Source organism: Bradyrhizobium sp. 40, assembly GCF_023100925.1.
In the GTDB taxonomy this organism is placed as follows: domain Bacteria; phylum Pseudomonadota; class Alphaproteobacteria; order Rhizobiales; family Xanthobacteraceae; genus Bradyrhizobium.
Map to the genome: position 1 here is coordinate 7,183,380 of NZ_CP064688.1, position 18,577 is coordinate 7,201,956.

Sequence of the window (18,577 nt, forward strand, 5' to 3'; positions counted from 1 at the left end):
AACTGCCTCAACGTCGTCATGCCCGGGCTTGTCCCGGGCATCCACGTTCTTGCGGCAGCAAAGGAAGGCGTGCATGGCCGGGTCAAGCCCGGCCATGACGGCAAATCAATCCGGCACCTCGCCAAAGTTCTTTCCGACCGGCAGCACCGCGTGCCGAATGAGCCGTGAATCCTCCACCGCGGCCTGCCTGTGCTTCACCGCTTCGCGGTAGACGGGATCGCGGATCATCTCGACGAAGGCGGCGACGCTTGGGTATTCGGCGATGAAGCAATGGTCCCAGCGCTCGGTCTCCGGGCCGATCAGCATCAACTCGAATTTGCCTTGCCAGACGATGCGGCCGCCGAGGCGTTCGAACACCGGGCCGCTCTCGCGGCCATAGGCCGCATAGGCTTCCGCGCCGCTCGCCTTGCGGCCATCCGGATAGGCCGCTTCCTTGCGCAAGCGCACCAGGTTGAGCATGTGGATCGGGCCGGGACGGTCGTTGTCCCGGAACTGCGCGAAAATCTCCTTGGTCGGATCGATGTGGCCCATCTGAGTTTCCTCTTGTTTTATGCCGGCGATCCTAGCTCTGCCGACCTCCCAGCGGAACTGCGGCCATCGAATGCCGCACCTCCTAATCACGCGTTAAGCTCTGGGTAACCGGGCCTTAAACAGCGACCGCTAGCGTGCGGCGGGGCGGGCTGACCGGGCGTTTGCGTATGGGGTTGGGAAAGAAAAAGGGTGGGCGCAAGGAGCCGCTGTTCGGCTTGCCTGCAGCACTCGCCGATCTGCGCCTGACCGCCGCCGACCGGATTCCTGGCGGCGATGACAAGCCGAAGAAATCAACGAAATCATCCGCCAAGCGCAAGAGCGAGGATGCTGGCGACGAGACGCCGCGCGAGCGGAAGGCGCCGGCTGGCCGCGGCAGTGCCAAGCGCCGATCCAAGTCACGCATCGGCGCAAGCCTTGGCCGCATGGTCTATTGGGGCGCGGTGCTGGGCCTGTGGGGCGCGATCGCCGTGATCGGCGTCGTGATCTATGTCGGCGCTCATCTGCCGCCGATCCAGTCGCTGGAAATCCCCAAGCGGCCACCGACCATCCAGATCGTCGGCATCGACGGCAGCATGCTGGCACAGCGCGGCGAGATGGCCGGCGCCAACGTCTCGCTGAAGGATCTGCCGCAATATCTGCCCAAGGCGTTCATCGCCATCGAAGACCGCCGCTTCTATTCGCATTTCGGCATTGATCCCGTCGGCATCCTGCGCGCGCTCGTCACCAACGTGCTCCATCGCGGCGTGTCGCAGGGCGGCTCGACGCTGACGCAGCAATTGGCGAAAAACCTGTTCCTGACCCAGGAGCGCACCATGGCGCGCAAGCTGCAGGAAGCGGAGCTCGCGATCTGGCTGGAGCGCAAACATTCCAAGAACGAGATCTTGGAGCTCTATCTCAACCGCGTCTATTTCGGCTCCGGCGCCTATGGCGTCGAGGCCGCCGCGCAACGCTATTTCGGCAAGTCGGCCAAGAACGTCACCGTCGCGGAAGCAGCGATGCTGGCCGGCCTCGTCAAGTCGCCTTCGCGGCTGGCGCCGAACCGCAACCCCGAGGGCGCGGAAGCACGCGCGAAAATCGTGCTCACGGCGATGGCCGATGCCAAATTCATCAGCGAAGCGCAGGCGCAGGCCTCGATCGGCCAACCCTCCTACAATGTGAAGCCGGTCGGCGCCGGCACGATCAACTACGTCGCCGACTGGATCGGCGAGGTGCTGGACGATCTGGTCGGCCAGATCGACGAGAGCATCAAGGTCGAGACCACGATCGATCCGAAGCTCCAGAGCGTGGCGGAAGCCGCCATCATCGACGAGCTGGCAGCCAAGAGCGTGAAGTTCAACGTCAGCCAGGGCGCGCTGGTGGCGATGACGCCTGACGGCGCAGTGCGCGCCATGGTGGGCGGGCGGAACTATTCCGAGAGCCAGTACAACCGCGCGGTCACCGCCAGGCGCCAGCCCGGCTCCTCGTTCAAGCCGTTCGTGTACCTCACCGCGCTCGAGCAGGGACTGACGCCCGACACGATCCGCCAAGACGCGCCGATCGAGGTCAAGGGCTGGAGACCCGAGAACTACACGCACGAATATTTCGGCGCGGTGTCGCTGACCCAGGCGCTCGCGATGTCGCTCAACACGGTCGCCATCCGCCTCGGCCTCGAGGTCGGCCCGAAGAACGTGGTGCGCACCGCGCACCGGCTCGGCATCTCCTCGAAGCTCGAGCCCAACGCCTCGATCGCGCTCGGCACCTCCGAAGTCTCGATGGTCGAGCTGGTCGGCGCCTATGCACCCTTTGCCAATGGCGGCTTCACGGCGACGCCGCATGTCGTCACGCGGATCAGGACGCTCGGTGGCAAGCTGCTCTACATGCGCCAGGCGGACGAGCACAATCAGGTGGTTGACCCGCGCTATGTCGGCATGATGAACGCGATGATGCGGGAAACGCTGATCAGCGGCACCGCCAAGAAGGCGGAGATCCCGGGCTGGCCGGCGGCCGGCAAGACCGGCACCAGCCAGGACTACCGTGACGCCTGGTTCATCGGCTACACCGCCAACCTCGTCACCGGCGTGTGGCTCGGCAATGACGACAACTCGCCGACCAAGAAGGCAACCGGCGGCGGCCTGCCGGTCGAAGTCTGGTCGCGCTTCATGAAGACGTCGCACGAGGGCGTGCCGGTGGCAGCGCTGCCGAGCTCGCAAGGTGGCTGGGGCCTGTCGAACCTGGCGCAGGCGACGTCGCAAGTGTCGCCGCCAACAGCGACCGCGCCCGGACCCGCACCGGCCAGCAACGGCGGCTATCGCCCGCCCCCCACGCGCGCCAATGCGCGGCCGGAGGCAGCCGCAGGACTCGATGGCTGGTTGATGGACCGGCTGTTCGGCGGAAATCGCTAGCGCCGACCTGAGGTCTTGGTGACCTCAAAACAAAAAAGCGCGAAAACAACCCCATGCACAGTAGCCGAGGATAACGAAATCAACGGCTTGCGCGGGCAGCACAGACGCTTGAATCGCGCGCGCGGCTGTCATTCGCCGCGGGCGCGGGGAAGCCAATACGGCGCGGCTTCTCGATTCAACAACAGCCGCCTCTGGAATACGGGATCGCCCGCTTTCGCGGGCGATGACAGCGTCACATGAGGCATCAACGAGCCTTAATCCTCGACCCCGTACCGGTGCAAATCGTTGCCGTATGTATCGAGCCACTTCTTGGCGCGCTCCATCGACGGGCAGACCTTGCCGCAGACGCGCCAGAATCGCGCCGAGTGGTTCATCTCGACGAGATGGGCGACCTCGTGCGCGGCGAGATAGTCGAGCACATAGGGCGGCGCGAGGATCAGGCGCCAGGAGAACGACAACGAGCCGGCCGAGGTGCAGGAGCCCCAGCGGCTGGATTGATCGCGGATCGAGAGCCGCTTCACCTTGACGCCGAGCTCGGCGGCATAGGATTCCGCGGCACGCTGAAGATCGCGGCGCGCCTCGCGCTTGAGGAAGTCGCTGACGCGACGGTCCGCATGTTCGACGCCGCCGGCGACGCAGAGAATGCGTTCCCCGCTATCGCGCACTTCCGTCCACACCGTACCGCGGGTGCCGGCGCGATGAACGATGCGATGAGAAACACCGCGAAGCGGTATCACTGTGCCAGGCTGGAACGGTGCGGCCTTCGGCAAACGGCCGAGACGTGCCGCGATCCACGCGCCGTGGCGCTGCGCAAAGTCTTTTGCTTCGGCGAGCGTGCCGCGCGGCGGCATGGTGAGGATGGCTTCGCGATCGCTCGGATGAATTCTGAGCGTGTAACGGCGGGCGCGGCGATGCCGGCGCAGTCGAATCGCAAAATATTGCGATCCATGGGTGATCAGGAGGGTCTTCGGCTCGTGGGGCCGACGATAGAGGAGTGCGCGAGTGGCCATGTCTGTCAGTCCGGGGGGCAGGAGAGCGCCCGGATTCTGCCATAACCGCCGCCAGGGAAAGCGCTCGGCGCAAAAACAAATCATTTGCCCAATATACAGGGGTCTGGCGTCCGGGAGACCCTACAGACTGGGGTTGGAACCGGCTTTTTTCGTCCCCGCCAAGCGCATGCGGCACCCCCAAGGGGTGAGGTTGGACTCACTCCTACAAAGCTACCTAGATACCGCGAATCTGGCGGGAACTTGCCCCTGTCGGAGCCTCCGACAGGACATCGATTTTCAGCGGGAAAGCCGAAAAACGCGATTATTCGGCTGCGAGCGCCTGCAATGAGCTCGGATTCGCCGCCGAGACCATGAAGTCGTGGATGCGTGGCACGATTTCCGATTTGAAGCGCGAGCCATTGAACACGCCGTAATGTCCGACGCCCTTCTGGACGTAATGAACGCGGCGGTGATCGGGAATCGAGCTGCACAACGTGTGCGTTGCTTCGGTCTGACCGATGCCGGAGATGTCGTCGTTCTCGCCTTCGACCGTCATCAACGCGACGCGCGTGACCTTGGAGGGATCGACGCGTGTTCCGCGATGGGTCATCTCGCCCTTCGGCAGCGAATGCTTCACGAACACGGTGTCGACCGTCTGCAGGTAATACTCGGCCGAGAGATCCATCACCGCGAGATATTCGTCGTAGAAGTCGCGATGCTTGTCGACCAGGTCGCCGTCGCCCTTCACCAGATTGGCGAACAGCTGCTTGTGAGCATCCATATGCCGGTCGAGATTCATGCTGATGAAGCCGTTGAGCTGCAGGAAGCCCGGATAGACGTCGCGCATCATGCCCGGATGCGGAAACGGGACCTTGGTGATGACGTGGTTGCGGAACCAGTCGATGCCGCGCTCCTGGGCGAGGTTGTTCACCGCGGTCGGATTGCGCCGGGTGTCGATCGGGCCGCCCATCAGCGTCATCGAGGTCGGCACGAAGGGATCACGCACCGCTTCCATAATCGAAACGGCAGCGACGACGGGAACCGAGGGCTGGCACACCGCCAGCACATGCGTGTTGCCGCCGAGGACATGCAGCATCTCAATGACGTAGTCGATGTAGTCGTCGAGATCGAAGCGGCCGTCGCTGAGCGGCACCATGCGGGCATCGGCCCAATCGGTGATGTAGACCTCATGCGCAGGCAGGAAAGCCTCGACCGTACCGCGCAAGAGAGTCGCGTAATGGCCGGACATCGGCGCTACGATCAGCACGCGCGGCTGCGGGCTGCGCAGCGGACGGGTGAATTTGCGATCGAAGTAGAGCAGGCGGCAGAACGGCTTTTCCCAGACCGAGCGGACCTCGACGGGGACGCGGATGCCGTTGACTTCGGTGTCGTTGAGGCCCCATTCCGGTTTGCCGTAACGCCGCGTGGTGCGTTCGAACAACTCGCAGGCCGCGGCAACCGACTTGCCGACCTCGGTGCGTGCCCATGGATTGAGGGGATTTTGAAACAGCAGCTTGGTTGCGTCCGTGATCGCGCGCGCCGGATTGAGAGAGGCTTGCCCCATCTCGTACATCCAGTACATCGGCGTCGTCAGGACCGGACTGCCTTCGGCCACCAGGGGCGGCGCGCCGCCAAACTCACCAATCGGCATCGCTATATTCCTCTTCGCATCGCAGCATACTGCCGAATGCGTAATATTGCGTCAATGCATGGTTCCGTACATCTACGTGGCCCAGGTGCCCAAACCGGGCTGAATCCACGAGAAAGTGACGTTATTCGCCGCCTGACAGCAGCGAGCCCTGCATCCGGGCGCTGCGCAAAAGGGCAAGGAATGCCCCAAAAGATGCAACCAACAGCACCGCGTTGATGGCCAACGCGCTCAGCATCAGATCGGTCCTGAAGGTGTTTTCGATCAACAGCGCCCGCATCCCTTCGAACACATAGGTCGGCGGCAGCGTCCAGGCGATATATTGCAACCAGACTGGCAGCACGCTGACGGGATAGTAGACGCAGGCGAGCGGCATGATGCCGAACATCAAGGTCCAGACGATGCTCTCGGCGCCGAGGCCATTTCGCAGCACCAGGCCGGAGACGAAGATGCCGACCGACCAACTCGTGAAGATCAGGTTGCAGAAGAACGCGATCAGCGGGACGCCGAGCGCATAGACGTTGAAGTGAAACAGGAACAGCGCGAGCAGCGTCATCGGAATGACGCCGATCGCGAGCCTGATCAGGCTCATGATCATCAGCGACAGCAGGAATTCGATCGGCTTCAACGGGCTCATCATGAGATTGCCGAGGTTGCGCGCCCACATCTCTTCCAGAAACGAGATCGAAAAGCCGAGCTGCCCGCGAAACAGGATGTCCCAGAGGATGACGGCGCCGATCAGGGTGCCGCCGGCGCGCGCGAAGAAATTTGCATTCTGCGCGATATAGAGCTGAAGAAAGCCCCAGGTGATGACCTGCAGCGCCGGCCAGTAGAGCAGCTCGAGCAGCCGCGGCCAGGACGACAGCAAGAGGTACCAATAGCGCAGGATCATCGCGCCGATGCGATGGAGCGAGATGCCGCGATGGAGGGAGGCCTCACTCATCGCACCGCCTCCTGCGCACCGTTCACCCGGCCGCGCGCGACGTCCAGAAACACCTCTTCCAGCGTGGTGCGGTTGTAGCGCGCCATGATGGCTTCGGGCGTATCGTCGTCCTCGATCCGGCCGCGCTTCATGATGATGACGCGGTCGCAGAGCCGCTCGACCTCGAGCATGTTGTGCGAGGCCAGCAAAATGGTGGCGTTGTTCGCCTTGCGATAACGCTCCAGATGACCCCGGACCCAGTCGGCGGTGTCGGGATCGAGCGAGGCGGTCGGTTCGTCCAGCAACAGAAGCTCGGGCTGGTTGATCAGCGCCTTGGCAAGCGCAACGCGCGTCTTTTGTCCTGCGGAGAGCTTGCCGTTGGCGCGGTCGATGAACTCGGTGAGATCGAGGTCGCAGGCGAGCTCAGCGATGCGGTCGGAGAGGTTCTTCACCGCATAAAGCTTGCCGAACACGGTGAGGTTCTGACGCACCGTGAGCCGCATGGGCATGTCGACATAGGGGCTCTCGAAATTCATCCGCCCCAGCACGGAGGCGCTGTCCTCCGGCATTCGATGCCCGAGCACCTGCACGCGGCCGGAGGTCGGCAGCACCAGGCCCATGATCGTCGCGATTGTCGTGGTCTTGCCGGCGCCGTTGCCGCCGAGCAGCCCGGTGATGCTGCCACGCGGAAGCGAAAAGGAGATGTCGTCGACAGCGCGGGTCTGCTTGTACACCTTGACGAGGTGATCGACCGCGATTGCCGCGGAGAGGCTGCGATCCGCGACAGTCGGCCAGCTTGAAGCCTTGTCATTCTCAGTCATGGTGGGCGTTCTTCTGCTATTGCAGCGGAGAGCGCAAGGCTTGTAATCCGGTGGTTCCGTGAGCCGCGCGCTTGTTATCGAGAAGGCACCGCCCCATTGGCCGAAATGACCGAACTTGCCGCTTCCGACTTTCGCCCCGCGCAGCGGCATATCCGCCTGGATACCATCCTGCGCCTGCGCTGGCTCGCGGTGCTGGGCCAGCTCGCCGCGATCTTCATCGTGGCGCAGGGGCTGGAATTCAACGTCGAGATCGTCCCCTGCGTCAGCATCATCGCGCTGTCGGCAGCGCTCAATCTGGGGCTCCAGACCGTGTCCAATCCGTTGCAGCGGCTGGAGCCGATGCAGGCGGCCGGACTGCTCGCGCTCAATATCGTGGAGCTGGCGGGTCTCCTGTTCTTCACCGGTGGACTCCAGAACCCGTTCTCGTTCCTGTTCCTCGCGCCCGTGCTGATCTCGGCGACCGCGCTGCCGGCCCGCTTCACCTTCGGTCTCGGCGTGCTGGCTGTCGCCTGCGCCTCGGTGCTGTTCTTTTTCCATCTGCCGCTGCCCTGGGATTCCGACGATCCGCTGGTGCTGCCGCCGATCTATCTCGTCGGCGTCTGGCTTTCGATCGCGCTCGCGATCGGCGTCACCAGTCTCTACTCGTTCCAGGTCACCGAAGAGGCGCGTAAGCTCGCCGACGCGCTGGCCGCGACCGAGCTGGTGCTGACGCGCGAGCAGCATCTGACCCAGCTCGACGGCCTGGCCGCAGCCGCAGCGCACGAACTCGGCACGCCGCTCGCGACGATCTTCCTGATCTCGCGCGAGCTGGAGAAGACGGTGAAGGAGCCGAACTTTGCCGCTGACCTGAAGACCCTGCGCGAGCAGACGCAGCGTTGCCGCGACATATTGAGCAAGATCACCCAGCTCTCCTCCACCGGGGCGCCGTTCGATCGCATGAAGCTCTCGGAGCTGATCGAGGAGGTGGTGGCGCCGCACCGCGATTTCGGCGTGGATATCAAGGTGCGCATCGCCGTCGCCATCGTGGCCGAGCCGGTCGGCTCGCGCAATCCGGCGATCCTCTACGGGGTCGGCAACATCGTCGAGAACGCGGTCGATTTCGCCCGCACCACCGTCGAGGTGAATGCGTGGTGGAACAAGGACACGATCGAGCTCGTGATTTCCGACGATGGTCCCGGTATTCCGCCTGACATCCTGAACCGGATCGGCGAGCCCTATTTGTCGCGGCGGCGCAGCCAGGACGAAGGCGGCGGCCTCGGGCTCGGCGTGTTCATCGCGCGCACCTTGCTGGAGCGCACCGGCGCCAAGGTCTCGTTCACCAACCGCACCTTTCCGGACCATGGCGCAGTGGTCCAGATCACGTGGCCGAGAGAGCGTTTTGAGGCTATCGAGACCTTCGAAGAAACAATAGGATAGGCCGCGACCTTGCGTCGCACAACGGGGCCGATCGACTATTGGCGCCCTTGGCACCGCCTGATTGCGCCGCCATATGTAGAAGCGCTGGAGAGAGGACGAAACCTTGAACGCCATCGCCGAACTGAACGAACAGACCGACCGCTCGCTCCTGATCGTGGAGGACGACAAGCCGTTTTTGGAGCGGCTGTCGCGCGCCATGGAAACGCGGGGCTTTGCGGTGACGTCATGCGACACCGTCTCGGACGGTCTGGCGCAGATCGGCAAGGCGGCGCCGGCATTCGCCGTGGTCGATCTCCGGCTCGGTGACGGCAACGGTCTCGACGTGGTCTCGGCGCTGAAGAAGAAGCGCCCCGACGCCCGCGCGATCGTGCTGACCGGCTATGGCAACATCGCCACCGCCGTCACCGCGGTGAAGATGGGTGCGGTCGATTATCTCTCGAAGCCCGCGGACGCCGACGACGTCGTCGCGGCGCTGCTGTCGACCGGCTCGGACAAGTCCGAATTGCCGGCGAACCCGATGTCGGCGGACCGCGTGCGCTGGGAACACATCCAGCGCATCTACGAGATGTGCAACCGCAACGTCTCGGAGACGGCGCGCAGGCTCAACATGCACCGGCGTACGTTGCAGCGGATTCTGGCCAAGCGCGCGCCGCGGTAATCCTTGGCGTTTTACTCATGCCGCGCAGATGTCGGCCCCGAGGCTAAGACGGTGACCCGGGACAGCCATTTGCCGGAGCAGCCCGCAACGTCGCTTTTGCACGTTGTGACTGGACCGAGACTACGAGCTGAATCTGGCAGCATCGCAGTTCGGCGGAAGCGCGGGCGGTCTATTCATGACCATAGTAGCGCTGGTTGCATTGGTGGCGGCCCCGCTCGTAACTCGCCTCTCGGTCCGCGGGCCCTTTCAGAATGCTACCAACGTCGGCGAGCATTCGGACGTTCTTAAGACACTCTACGTAGGGCTTGTTGGAAAGCCAATCGAGGCCGAGTCCGCCAGCATAGGAAGACTGCGTCGAGGTCACGAACGAAGTCAGTCCGGCTAGTGCGGCAAAGGTTAAGAGAGCGGTGCGGAAGGTTTTCATGGCACATTCCTTGTGGCCGGTTAGTTGCGGAACAAGCGGTACCGTGCCGTAGGCCTGAAGTATGTGCGGCCCGTCACGTCCGCTGCCGCTCATGAAAGAACGAAGCGTCCACGTCGCTGCTTGATCTTCATGTTGCCGAGCAAGAGTTCGGTGTTAGCCACCGCTGATGTTGCCAGTCTGAGCGAAATCGTCCCGAAGCTTCTCAAATTTTACCGGGTACCTCTTCCAGGCATGTGGCCTGGGGAAAGACATCCGGACGGAGCCTACTCCCAAAACTCCGCATGCCCCTGCGGATCGACCAGCCGGTTGATCCGCAAGGCCGCCGCCATCGCGAACCGCACCGTCATCTGCTTGCGCGTGGCCGCAGCGAGCTTGTGCTCGGGCGCCTCGCACTGCAGATGCGCGCCATAGGCGTCCGCGATGATCAGGCCGGTATCTTGCGGAAAGATCTCGCAAGGCAGGTCCTGCGTGAAGGCGAAGAACAGCCGGTCGCAATGCGCCCGGTATTCGTGCCATTTCTGATCGGCGCGCAAATCCTCCACCGACGATTTGATCTCGACGATCCAGATCTCGCCACGCTCGTTCAGCGCGACGAGATCGGCGCGCCGCCCGGAGGGCAGCGGCAATTCGCTGATGCAGGTGAAGCCGAGCGAGCGCAACAACCGCGCCGTGCCGCGCGCGATCGCCAGCGCCGTCTCTGATTGACGGCGGTCCGGTGGCGGCACGATGGCAATGCGGGCGGTGTTGTCCATGGGGGGAAGATAGCCGATTCCGTCATCACTGTCGTCCCGGCGTAGGCCGGGACCCATAGCCACAGGGCGGCGTTTGGTTAAGATTCGTCCTTCGGTACTTCTGCCAACCCAATCGATAGATCACGCGGTATGGGTCCCGCCCCCGTGCGCAATTGCGCACTAGGCCGGGACGACCCTGTAGCGCGGAACCTCCCCTCCCCTACGCACTTATCACGCAGCCGCCGCACCTCGGCGGAACCACCGAGGCTGCGCGCGCATGATCGACGATCTCTGGTACAAGAACGCCATCATCTATTGCCTGTCCGTCGGCACCTATATGGACGCCAACGGCGACGGCATCGGCGATTTCAAGGGCCTGTTGCGCCGGCTCGATTATCTGCACGGCCTCGGCATCACCACGATCTGGCTGATGCCATTCCAGACCTCGCCCGGCCGCGACGACGGCTACGATGTCGCGGATTATTACAGTGTCGATGCCCGCTACGGCACGCTCGGCGATTTCGTCGAGTTCACCCATGGCTGCAAGCAGCGCGGCATTCGCGTCATCATCGATCTCGTCGTCAACCACACCTCCGACCAGCATCCCTGGTTCAAGGCGGCGCGGAGCGACAGGAATTCGCCCTACCGCGACTGGTATGTCTGGTCCGACAAGAAGCCGGCCAACGCCAATCAGGGCATGGTGTTTCCCGGCGTTCAGAAATCGACCTGGACGCGCGACAAGGAAGCCGGCGCCTGGTACTTCCACCGCTTCTACGATTTCCAGCCCGATCTCAACACCTCGAACCCGCGCGTGCAGGCCGAGATTTTGAAGATCATGGGCTTCTGGATCCAGCTCGGCGTCTCAGGCTTTCGCATGGATGCCGTGCCTTTCGTCATCTCGACCAAAGGCGCCAAGGTGAAAAAGCCGGCCGAGCAGTACGACATGCTGCGGACGTTTCGTGAATTCCTGCAATGGCGGCAGGGCGATGCCATCATCCTCGCCGAGGCCAACGTGCTGCCAAAGACGGACATGGAATATTTCGGCCGCGATGCCGACCGCATGCATATGATGTTCAATTTCCAGGTCAACCAGCATTTGTTCTATGCGCTGGCCTCGTCCGATTCCCGGCCGCTGGGGAAAGCGCTGAAGGCGACCAAGCCGCGGCCGGCCTCGGCGCAATGGGGCCTGTTTCTGCGCAATCACGACGAGCTCGATCTCGGGCGATTGACCAAGGCGCAGCGCGACACCGTGTTCAAAAGCTTCGGTCCTGACAAGGACATGCAGCTCTACGACCGCGGCATTCGCCGTCGGCTGGCACCGATGCTGGGCGGCGACCGCCGGCGGCTCGAGCTCGCCTACAGCCTGATGTGCACACTGCCGGGAACGCCGGTCATCCGCTATGGCGACGAGATCGCGATGGGCGATGATCTTTCGCTGCCGGAACGCAATTGCGCGCGCACGCCGATGCAATGGTCGACGGAGCCGCATGGCGGCTTCACCACCAGCGACAAGCCGGCCTTGCCCGTCATCGACGAAGGACCGTACGGCTATCCGCACGTCAACGTCGCCAAGCAGCGCCGCGATCCCAACTCGATGCTGAACTGGACCGAGCGCATCGTCCGCATGCGCAAGGAGGTGCCGGAGATCGGCTGGGGCGATTTTTCGATCATCGCGACGCGCGATCCCGCCGTGTTCATCATGCGCTACGACTGGCGCAACAATTCCGTGCTGTTCGTGCACAATCTCGACGAGAAGCCGCGCGAGATCGCGTTCTCGGCGGGGCTGCCGGGCGAGGCCGGCGAGCACCTGATCAATCTGCTCGCGGAGGACCACAGCCACGCCGACAAGCGCGGCCAGCATCGCGTCGTGCTGGAGCCCTACGGTTATCGCTGGTACCGCGTCGGCGGATTGGATTATCTGTTGAAGCGGAGCGATATCGACAAGCCGGTGCGGGGCAACAAGCATCCGGGGTAGGTGCCACACGGCCGTCCCGGCGAAGGCTAAGATGGCGGAGTAACGACCACCCCCTCGTTGCCACGCAAATCCAGCACGCCTTCGATCCGCTCCCCCTCGCGATCCAGAAATGTCGACAGCAGAATCTCGCTGCCAAATCTGATCGCGCTGGTGGTGACCACGATCGGCTCAGGGCCGAGATTGAGCACCACGATCACCGCCCTGCCCTCGGCCTCGCGGCGATAGACCAGGAGATCGCCTTGCGCCGCGATCGGATGATAGTCGCCCGCGACCAGCGGCGGACAGCCCTTGCGCAACGCGATCAGGCGCTTGTAGAGCGTCAGGATCGAACGTGAATCGGCTTCGACATCGACGACGTTGTTGAGGATGTGATCCTCCGGCAGCGGCAGCCATGGCCTGACGTCCGAGAAACCGGCGAAGTTGGACGAATCCCACTGCATCGGCGTGCGACAGCCGTCGCGGCCGACACCGATGCCGGGCACGTTCTTCTCGAAGGGGTCGCGCACATCCTCAGGCGCGATCGCGAGCTGATGCATGCCGATCTCGTCGCCGTAATAGAGCGTCGGCGTGCCGCGCAGCGTCAGCAGCAGCATGGCGGCGACGCGGGCCTGCTCCGGCCCGACCCGGCTTGCGACGCGCGGGCGATCGTGATTGCCGAGCACCCAATTCGGCCAGGCGCCCTTCGGCAGCGCCTTCTCGTAATCCTCGACGATCTTCTCGATCGAGCGCGCGCTCCAGAAGGTCTGGAGCAGCGCGAAATTGAACGGCATCTGCGCGCCGGTGAGATCGTTGCCGTAATAGGCCACCAGGCGATGCAGCGGCAGATAGATCTCGCCGATCAGGACGCGGGCATCATAAGCATCCGTGACGCGGCGCATCTCGGCGATAACGTCGTGCACCTCCGGCTGGTCGGTGGAATATTGCGTGAGGATCGTTTCGTTGGGCGGCCGGCCCTCGACATAATGCGGATTTTGCGGGTTGTCGCGGAACTCGGCGTCCTTGATCAGGTGCCAGATCACGTCGACGCGAAAGCCATCGACGCCCTTCTCCAGCCAGAACCGCATCACGTCATAGATCGCCGCGCGGACATCGGGATTGCGCCAGTTGAGGTCCGGCTGCTGGGCGAGGAAGGCGTGATAGTAGTATTGACCGGTCGTCTCGTCGAACTGCCACGCGCTGCCGCCGAACTCGGACAGCCAATTGTTCGGCACGCCGCCACCCTCGCCCGGATCGCGCCAGATGTACCAATCGCGTTTGGGATTGTCGCGCGAAGAGCGGCTCTCGACGAACCAGGGATGCTGGTCAGAGGTGTGGTTCGGCACGAGGTCGAGGATCAGCTTAAGGCCGTTGTCATGCGCGGCGGCAAGAAGCGCATCGAAATCCACCATCGTGCCGAACAGCGGCTCGATGCCGGTGTAGTCGGAGATGTCGTAGCCGAAATCGACCATTGGCGAGGGGAAGATCGGCGACAGCCAGATCGCGTCGACGCCGAGCGATTTCACATAAGGTAGCCGCTGCAAAATGCCGGCGAGATCGCCGACCCCGTCGCCGTTTGAATCCTGAAAGGAGCGCGGGTAGACCTGATAGAAGATGCCGTCGCGCCACCAATTGCTGCCGCCCTGAGCCATGCGGGAAATCCATCCAAAAACTGCTTCTCGCGCGGGAGAACGCGGAAGGAGCGCCCCGGTTCAAAACAGCAGGCGAATTGGGACGGCCGTGTGACGATGTCCGCGGCTGTTCCCGAACCCTGGGACAAATCTTTTGCTTGGCGGCATGGCAAAAATCGGCATTGTGGCGCCATGACCGAGCAAAACGAGACACAAGCCCAGGCAGGCGCGAAGGCGGGCGCGATCATCGTCCCCGTGACGCTGTTCGAGCAGAATTGCACCATCATCTGGGACGAGCCTTCCAAGAAGGCCGTGGTGATCGATCCCGGCGGCGACGTGCCGAAGATCCTGGACGCCATCAAGCAGACCGGCGTCACCGTGGAGAAGATCTGGCTCACTCACGGCCATATCGACCATGTCGGCGGCGCGGCTGAACTGCGCGACGCGCTGAAGGTGCCGATCGAGGGCCCGCACGTCGCGGACAAATTCCTGCTCGACAACGTGGTCGAGAGCGGCGCGCGCTTCGGCATGAGCGGGGTGCGCAATTTCGAGCCGGACCGCTGGCTCGACGAAGGCGACAGCGTGGCGATCGGCGATCTCCAGTTCGAGATCTATCATTGCCCCGGCCACTCGCCCGGCAGCGTGGTGTTCTTCAACAAGGACTTGCGCTTCGCCCATGTCGGCGACGTCCTGTTCGCGGGCTCGGTCGGCCGCACCGATCTGCCCGGCGGCAGTCATGCGACCTTGATCGAGTCGATCAAGACCAAGCTGCTGCCGCTCGGCGACGACGTCGGCTTCATCTGCGGCCACGGCGCCGGCTCGAGCATCGGCCAGGAGCGGATGACCAATCCGTTCATCACCGGCGAGATGTGAGCGTCTATTCCGCGGCGTCTGCGAACGCCGCGGGCTGGCTCAGGTTGCGGTCGCCCCAGTCGCGGATGGCGGCGACGACGGGCACAAAGCTCTTGCCTTTGCGGGTGAGGCGATACTCGACTTTCGGCGGCACCTCGCCAAAATCCTTGCGATCGATCAGGCCGCTCGCCGTCAGCGCCTTCAACTCGCGGCTCAGCACGCGCGGGGTGATCTCGGCGCTGCCTTCCGTGCCGCGCAGCAGGCCGCTGCGGATTTCACCATAGCGGCGTGGGCCGTCCTTGAGGTCCCAGACGATGCGCAGCTTGTACTTGCCGCTGATCATCTTCTGAAAGGCCGCGACCGGACAGTTGCGCGCGGGGACAGTCTTTGTCCTTTCCCTGGCCATGTCGTTTCCTCCATGTGCGAGCTTTTTTGTTTTGACGCGTTTTCTTCACGCGAATCGGTATCCACTTCGCTCGAAAACGCTTTGGCCGAGCATAGGAGCGACGCCGAAAAAGTCCATACTATCAATTTTGTCCATACTTGCAGGATCGCATCCAGCACGCAGATGATGACGCACAACGCCAACAGGGAGCGTCACATGAAGCACTTCATGATCCGATACGAATTCAAGAACGGCACGACGGAGGCCTGGCACCAAGAGGTCGGCCGCTTCATCAAGGCGATCGACGGCGATCCGGAGCTGAAAGGACGGATCGGCTATCGCGTCCTGAAGAACCGCGACAATGGCAGCTATTTCCATCTCGCCAGCGTCAGCGACGAAGCCGCGCAAAAGGCGCTGCAATCGCGCGACTTCTTCAAGGCCTATCAGGAGATGACGCGCAAGGTCGCCGGCGGCGAGGTGACGGCGACTCCGATCGAATGGATCGGCGCGACGGCCTGACTTATTTCATCAATCCCGCGGCGGTGAGCGCGCGCGTGATGATCTGGCCGAGATCGAAGCCGCGGGCGTCCTCGCGCTTCGGCTCGGCCGGCTCTTCGGCGACAGCGGCGCGGATCGAGCGGGCCAGATGCGGCGCGGACGAGCGGGCCGGCGTCGGCTCGGCCTTCTTCGCTGCGTCGGGGATCCAGCTGGTTAGGCCGAAGAATTTGGCGATGTGATAGGACGAGGAGATGCCGGCCTCGATCAGGAACGCGCCTTCCACGCCATAGCGCTGGTCGTTGTCGGCAAGGCCGAGCGGCGTGCCGTGGGCCATATCGGTGATGGCGTAGGACTCGACGAGAGTCTCGCCGTCCTTGTTCCACCAGGCTTGGCGCGGATAGCCGTCGATTTCAGTTTCCGCCATCGGCGCCTCAGGCAGATCGTGCAGGTCGAGCCATTGCTTGACTATCTCGTTGGCATTGCCGGGGTTGACGGTGCGATCGGCGCTGCCGTGCCACACCGAGATCCTGGGCCAGGGCCCGCGGTGATCCGAGGCCCGCCGCACCAGATCGCCAAGTTCGCGCGCCGGCCGCTCCGGGGAATGAAACATGCCGTCGAGCGCCTCGCGCAGATTGGTCGCGATGCCGTAGGGAAGTCCCGCGATGACCGCACCGGCCGCGAAGACTTCGGGATAGGTCGCGAGCATCACCGACGTCATGCCGCCGCCGGCCGACAGGCCCGTGATGAAGATGCGGCGGGGATCGATGCGATGCGTCTCGGTCATATGCGCGATCATCTCGCGAATCGAGCACGCCTCGCCGCTGTCCCGCGCCGTGTCTTCCGGATTGAACCAGTTGAAGCAGGTGTTGCTGTTGTTGACGCGCTGCTGCTCGGGCATCAACAGCGCGAAGCCGTAGTGCTCGGCGAGCGTCGACCATCCGGCACCGAGGTCGTAGCTTGCTGCCGTCTGGCCGCAGCCGTGCAGCACGACGACGAGCGCGCGCGGCTTCTGCAGTTGCGGCGGCACGAACGCGAACAGGCGCAGATTGCCGGGATTGTCGCCGAAGCCCGTAACCTCTTGCAACGGACTGGACGCATCGGCGCTCCTGCCAAACTCGGCGAAGCGCAATCCGTCCAGCTTTGGCAGACGTCTCAAGAGATCGACATTTCTGGTTAACGACACGGCAACTCCTGGCAGGCGACGTTCAACGTCCACCCAAACCAAATAGTTGCTGCAGCGCAAAATAAAAAGACCGTGTGCTGTCGATGACGCGCTAAATCGCAGGAAAACCTGCAGAAATCCGCACGTATTAACCGCAATGCCTCAACTTCGTGCAGATGCGCGGCGCATCCACGCCAGGAATGCGGCGCAGATCATGATTAATGTCACGAACAGCGCGAGCGAGACGAGAAATCCTGCGCGCGCTGATTGCACGGCTTCGGCGGCAAAAAACACGGCGCCGATTGCGGCCACTCCGGCCGCATTTCCGATCTGCGCTGTGGTGCCGTAAATGCCGGAGGCAGAACCTGCGGCCACAGGCTTCACCGTCGAGAGCACCGCGCCGGACAGCGGCGCCATTACCAGCCCCTGACCGTAGCCGAAGACGATCATGGTGAGCGCGAGCAGGAGCGCGGACGGCGCATCGACAGAGAACGCGACAAGCGCAAGCGCCGCGACGCCCGCGATCTGAAGCGCGCAGCCTTCGATCAAGGCCCTGGTGCCGCGATGGCGCGCCCGTGCACCACTATGGCGCGAGGCCACGACGAAAGCGAGCGCGAGCGGAATGAAGGCCATGCCGGCCGCGAGCGGCGGGATGTTCAGCCCTCGCTGCATGAACAGCGTCATGACCAGATAGAACGAGAGATTGGCACAGAAGAAAAAGAACGCCGCGCCGAGGCCGCGCAGGAAAGTGGCGTCCGCCAGCAGCGAGAGATCGATCAGCGGCATGCCGCCGGCTCGTGCGACCGCATGCTCCAGTTTTGGGAATGCCAGGAGAATTACGGCGCCGATCGCCATCACCAGCCACAGCCACGGCGCCCAGCCGACATCGTGACCGAGCAGCAGCGGACCGATCATGCAGAGCAATCCGGCGAACAGGACGACGCTGCCCGTGATATCGAGCCGCGTGCCGGCGCGATGCGGCACCGAGGGCATGATGCGCCAGGCCGCAGCCGCGATGACGAGACCGCACGGCACATTGACGAAGAATACCGAGCGCCAGCCGGTGCCGGCGAGATCGATCGTGACCAGAAGACCGCCGAGCAGAAAGCCCGCGGCACCCGCGAGCCCCAGCGCGATGCCGTAGATGGCGAAGGCACGGTTGCGCTGTTCGTCGGTGAACAGGAGATGTAGCGTCGCCAGTACCTGCGGCACCATCAGCGCGGCGGAAGCACCCTGTGTCAGCCGCGCGACGATCAATTCCGCACCGGATTGCGCCAGTCCGCACCACAGCGACGTCAGGGTGAAACCGAGCAGGCCAGCCAGGAACACGTTCCTGGTGCCGTGAATGTCGCCAAGCCGGCCGCCGGTGACGACCAGCGTAGCATAGGCGATCAGGTAGATCGCGATGACGGATCCGATCTGCGCAGGCGATGCCTTCAACTCGACCGCGATGGTCGGAATGGCGACGTTGACCACGAAGGCATCGACGCCGAACATGAACTGGGCGGCCACGACAATCGCCAGCACCCACCAGCGACGCGACCTATCGAGAGGCTTTGTGACGGTTTGATGCATCG

The 18,577-nt window shown here is 63.5% G+C and carries 16 protein-coding genes; 6 read left to right on the forward strand and 10 right to left on the reverse strand.

Annotated elements, in window-relative coordinates; genetic code table 11:
* Window positions 1-105 precede the first annotated feature (105 nt).
* Window positions 106-531, reverse strand: a complete 426-nt coding sequence (locus tag IVB40_RS34350) for a DUF1330 domain-containing protein (protein WP_219679800.1) — start codon at window positions 529-531, stop codon at window positions 106-108.
* A 167-nt stretch (window positions 532-698) separates the two neighbouring features.
* On the opposite strand from IVB40_RS34350, the gene IVB40_RS34355 reads away from it, so the two are divergent.
* Window positions 699-2,912, forward strand: a complete 2,214-nt coding sequence (locus IVB40_RS34355) for a penicillin-binding protein 1A (RefSeq protein WP_247817652.1) — start codon at window positions 699-701, stop codon at window positions 2,910-2,912.
* 254 nt (window positions 2,913-3,166) lie between these two features.
* Here IVB40_RS34355 and IVB40_RS34360 read toward each other — a convergent pair whose 3' ends face one another.
* The 4 genes from IVB40_RS34360 to IVB40_RS34375 form a co-directional block, all read right to left on the reverse strand.
* Window positions 3,167-4,006, reverse strand: a complete 840-nt coding sequence (locus IVB40_RS34360) for a SprT family zinc-dependent metalloprotease (RefSeq protein WP_027514588.1) — start codon at window positions 4,004-4,006, stop codon at window positions 3,167-3,169.
* 217 nt (window positions 4,007-4,223) lie between these two features.
* Window positions 4,224-5,552, reverse strand: a complete 1,329-nt coding sequence (gene phaZ / locus IVB40_RS34365; RefSeq protein ID WP_247817653.1) for a polyhydroxyalkanoate depolymerase — start codon at window positions 5,550-5,552, stop codon at window positions 4,224-4,226.
* A gap of 121 nt (window positions 5,553-5,673) precedes the next feature.
* The gene (locus IVB40_RS34370) at window positions 5,674-6,492 is read right to left on the reverse strand and encodes an ABC transporter permease (protein ID WP_007616001.1); all 819 of its coding nucleotides are present in this window, start codon (window positions 6,490-6,492) and stop codon (window positions 5,674-5,676) included.
* Window positions 6,489-7,292 (reverse strand): ABC transporter ATP-binding protein, encoded by an 804-nt coding sequence (locus tag IVB40_RS34375; RefSeq protein WP_007616003.1) that lies wholly within the window; start codon window positions 7,290-7,292, stop codon window positions 6,489-6,491. Before IVB40_RS34375 ends, IVB40_RS34370 begins: the two co-directional genes overlap by 4 nt.
* 105 nt (window positions 7,293-7,397) lie before the next feature.
* Here IVB40_RS34375 and IVB40_RS34380 point away from each other — a divergent pair, with 105 nt between their 5' ends.
* Window positions 7,398-8,708, forward strand: a complete 1,311-nt coding sequence (locus tag IVB40_RS34380) for an ActS/PrrB/RegB family redox-sensitive histidine kinase (RefSeq protein WP_247285183.1) — start codon at window positions 7,398-7,400, stop codon at window positions 8,706-8,708.
* A gap of 103 nt (window positions 8,709-8,811) precedes the next feature.
* Window positions 8,812-9,366: an ActR/PrrA/RegA family redox response regulator transcription factor gene (locus IVB40_RS34385; RefSeq protein WP_007598178.1), complete on the forward strand. Its 555-nt coding sequence runs from the start codon at window positions 8,812-8,814 to the stop codon at window positions 9,364-9,366.
* A gap of 687 nt (window positions 9,367-10,053) precedes the next feature.
* Here IVB40_RS34385 and IVB40_RS34390 read toward each other — a convergent pair.
* Complete coding sequence (locus tag IVB40_RS34390) at window positions 10,054-10,542, reverse strand: MmcB family DNA repair protein (RefSeq protein WP_247357492.1); 489 nt, start codon at window positions 10,540-10,542, stop codon at window positions 10,054-10,056.
* A gap of 256 nt (window positions 10,543-10,798) precedes the next feature.
* Between IVB40_RS34390 and IVB40_RS34395 the strand changes: the two genes are divergently transcribed.
* Window positions 10,799-12,496, forward strand: a complete 1,698-nt coding sequence (locus tag IVB40_RS34395; RefSeq protein ID WP_247817654.1) for an alpha-amylase family protein — start codon at window positions 10,799-10,801, stop codon at window positions 12,494-12,496.
* 26 nt (window positions 12,497-12,522) lie between these two features.
* On the opposite strand, the gene IVB40_RS34400 is transcribed toward IVB40_RS34395, so the two are convergent.
* Window positions 12,523-14,124 (reverse strand): alpha-amylase family glycosyl hydrolase, encoded by a 1,602-nt coding sequence (locus IVB40_RS34400; RefSeq protein ID WP_247817655.1) that lies wholly within the window; start codon window positions 14,122-14,124, stop codon window positions 12,523-12,525.
* Window positions 14,125-14,295: 171 nt separating this feature from the next.
* Here IVB40_RS34400 and IVB40_RS34405 point away from each other — a divergent pair, with 171 nt between their 5' ends.
* Complete coding sequence (locus IVB40_RS34405) at window positions 14,296-14,976, forward strand: MBL fold metallo-hydrolase (RefSeq protein WP_247357489.1); 681 nt, start codon at window positions 14,296-14,298, stop codon at window positions 14,974-14,976.
* 4 nt (window positions 14,977-14,980) lie between these two features.
* On the opposite strand, the gene IVB40_RS34410 is transcribed toward IVB40_RS34405, so the two are convergent.
* Window positions 14,981-15,361, reverse strand: coding sequence for a helix-turn-helix domain-containing protein (locus IVB40_RS34410; RefSeq protein WP_247285180.1), 381 nt, complete (start codon window positions 15,359-15,361; stop codon window positions 14,981-14,983).
* 195 nt (window positions 15,362-15,556) lie between these two features.
* Between IVB40_RS34410 and IVB40_RS34415 the strand changes: the two genes are divergently transcribed.
* The gene (locus tag IVB40_RS34415) at window positions 15,557-15,859 is read left to right on the forward strand and encodes a hypothetical protein (protein WP_245286135.1); all 303 of its coding nucleotides are present in this window, start codon (window positions 15,557-15,559) and stop codon (window positions 15,857-15,859) included.
* Window position 15,860: 1 nt separating this feature from the next.
* Here IVB40_RS34415 and IVB40_RS34420 read toward each other — a convergent pair whose 3' ends face one another.
* Both IVB40_RS34420 and IVB40_RS34425 read right to left on the reverse strand, forming a co-directional pair.
* Window positions 15,861-17,021: a PHB depolymerase family esterase gene (locus tag IVB40_RS34420; RefSeq protein ID WP_247817656.1), complete on the reverse strand. Its 1,161-nt coding sequence runs from the start codon at window positions 17,019-17,021 to the stop codon at window positions 15,861-15,863.
* A gap of 141 nt (window positions 17,022-17,162) precedes the next feature.
* Window positions 17,163-18,575, reverse strand: a complete 1,413-nt coding sequence (locus IVB40_RS34425; RefSeq protein ID WP_247817657.1) for an MFS transporter — start codon at window positions 18,573-18,575, stop codon at window positions 17,163-17,165.
* Between the last annotated feature and the right edge of the window lie 2 nt (window positions 18,576-18,577).

Bases quoted from the DNA above. Each gene is read 5' to 3' on its own strand.
- IVB40_RS34350 (WP_219679800.1), bottom strand. From the start codon at position 531: ATGGGCCACATCGATCCGACCAAGGAGATTTTCGCGCAGTTCCGGGAC.
- IVB40_RS34355 (WP_247817652.1), top strand. From the start codon at position 699: ATGGGGTTGGGAAAGAAAAAGGGTGGGCGCAAGGAGCCGCTGTTCGGC.
- IVB40_RS34360 (WP_027514588.1), bottom strand. From the start codon at position 4,006: ATGATTTGTTTTTGCGCCGAGCGCTTTCCCTGGCGGCGGTTATGGCAG.
- phaZ (WP_247817653.1), bottom strand. From the start codon at position 5,552: ATGCCGATTGGTGAGTTTGGCGGCGCGCCGCCCCTGGTGGCCGAAGGC.
- IVB40_RS34370 (WP_007616001.1), bottom strand. From the start codon at position 6,492: ATGAGTGAGGCCTCCCTCCATCGCGGCATCTCGCTCCATCGCATCGGC.
- IVB40_RS34375 (WP_007616003.1), bottom strand. From the start codon at position 7,292: ATGACTGAGAATGACAAGGCTTCAAGCTGGCCGACTGTCGCGGATCGC.
- IVB40_RS34380 (WP_247285183.1), top strand. From the start codon at position 7,398: ATGACCGAACTTGCCGCTTCCGACTTTCGCCCCGCGCAGCGGCATATC.
- IVB40_RS34390 (WP_247357492.1), bottom strand. From the start codon at position 10,542: ATGGACAACACCGCCCGCATTGCCATCGTGCCGCCACCGGACCGCCGT.
- IVB40_RS34395 (WP_247817654.1), top strand. From the start codon at position 10,799: ATGATCGACGATCTCTGGTACAAGAACGCCATCATCTATTGCCTGTCC.
- IVB40_RS34400 (WP_247817655.1), bottom strand. From the start codon at position 14,124: ATGGCTCAGGGCGGCAGCAATTGGTGGCGCGACGGCATCTTCTATCAG.
- IVB40_RS34405 (WP_247357489.1), top strand. From the start codon at position 14,296: ATGACCGAGCAAAACGAGACACAAGCCCAGGCAGGCGCGAAGGCGGGC.
- IVB40_RS34410 (WP_247285180.1), bottom strand. From the start codon at position 15,361: ATGGCCAGGGAAAGGACAAAGACTGTCCCCGCGCGCAACTGTCCGGTC.
- IVB40_RS34415 (WP_245286135.1), top strand. From the start codon at position 15,557: ATGAAGCACTTCATGATCCGATACGAATTCAAGAACGGCACGACGGAG.
- IVB40_RS34425 (WP_247817657.1), bottom strand. From the start codon at position 18,575: ATGCATCAAACCGTCACAAAGCCTCTCGATAGGTCGCGTCGCTGGTGG.